The sequence below is a fragment of the Bradyrhizobium sp. SHOUNA76 genome (assembly GCF_023006445.1).
Taxonomy (GTDB): Bacteria; Pseudomonadota; Alphaproteobacteria; order Rhizobiales; family Xanthobacteraceae; genus Bradyrhizobium.
This window is the reverse complement of sequence record NZ_JALBHA010000890.1, coordinates 1-1,382: the sequence shown is the minus strand read 5'-3', so window position 1 is coordinate 1,382 and position 1,382 is coordinate 1. Positions and strand designations below refer to the sequence as shown.

The following is a 1,382-nucleotide window of genomic DNA, read 5'->3' as shown; positions in this document are numbered from 1 at the left end:
GACCTCGCCGCGGTCGGTGAGGCCGACCGCCTCGGCGGGCGCCTTCGTCACCGTTTGGATCGCGGCGGGAAGGCCGATCGCGGGCACATGCTCGGGCAGCTGCAGCGCACCCATCAAGAGGCTCGACGGGATGTAGTCCGACGACAGGATATCGAGCAGGCCTTCGCGGGCAAGATCGGCCGCGGCGATGTTGCCGGAATGCGAGCCGCCGCGCACGACGTTGGGCGCGCCCCTCAGGATGTCGATGCCGGCCTCGTGGAGGCCGCGCGCAGCCTCCAGCGTGGTCGGGAATTCCGCGACGGCGACGCCGTCGCGCACGGCGTCCGCGACGTTCTCGTCGGTGGTGTCGTCATGGCTTGCGAGCGGGATCTTGTAGGCCTGCGCCAGCGCCACGATCGCGCGCATGTTGGTGGCGGCATAGGCCTTCTGGTACTCGAAGCGCTTTGCGAACAGCTCGTCGAGCTCGGCATCGGTCTTGCCGCCGCCCTTGCCGCGGTAATAGTCGCGCAGCTTGACCTCGTCGCGGAACTGGCGCTGGCCGGGGGTGTGATCCATCAGCGACATCAGCTTGACGTCGGGGCGGTCGATCAGCTCCTTGGCCTCCTCGACCACGCTCGGCATCGGGATTTCGCAGCGCAGATGCAGGAAGTGGTCGGCGCGCAGCAGTCTGGCGTCGCGCGCGGTGGTGATCGCGGCTGCGAGCACGCCGGCACGGCCGTCGACCTCCTCGGCGCCGTCCTCACGCCAGACCCGGAGCGAATCGAACACGGTGGTGATGCCTGAGGTCGCGAGCTGACCGTCATAGGAGATCACGGCGGCGACCGGATTCCAGAACACTTTCGGGCGCGGCACGTAGTGAGCTTCGAGGTGGTCGGTATGGAGCTCGATCAGGCCCGGCATGATCAAATCGCCGCCTGCATTCTCCGCACCCGCAGGCGCCCTGCCCTCACCGATCTCGGCAATGTGGCCATTGGCAACGGCAAGCCAGCCCTGCTCGATCACCCGGTCGGCCAGCACGATCCTGGCATTGGCGATCACGATATCCTTCGGGACGTTCATTTCCATTTCCTTCAGGCCGCGGCGGCAAAGCTGGTGACGTCGACAACACGGTCCGCAATCAGATGACGGATTTCGTCGTCGTGGACAATGGCGACCATAGCGACGCCCTGGCGCTTTTTCTCGGCGACAAGCTCGACCACCACAGTGCGGTTGGCGGCATCGAGCGAGGCGGTCGGCTCGTCGAGCAGCAGGATCGGAAGGTCCGAGATGAAGCCGCGCGCGATGTTGACGCGCTGCTGCTCGCCGCCGGAGAAGGTCGCGGGCGGAAGCTGCCAGAGCCGCTCGGGGATGTTGAGACGGTGCAGCAACTCGCCGGCGCGGGC

Annotated in this window: 2 protein-coding genes; both read right to left on the bottom strand. The window is 67.1% G+C overall.

The annotated features are described in order from the left end of the window. A partial coding sequence (locus MOV74_RS38280; protein WP_404979233.1) for an alpha-D-ribose 1-methylphosphonate 5-triphosphate diphosphatase occupies positions 1-1,065 on the bottom strand: 1,065 nt, incomplete at its 3' end. A gap of 5 nt (positions 1,066-1,070) precedes the next feature. After that, on the bottom strand, positions 1,071-1,382 hold a 312-nt coding region (locus MOV74_RS38275), incomplete at its 5' end, for an ATP-binding cassette domain-containing protein (RefSeq protein WP_246932711.1).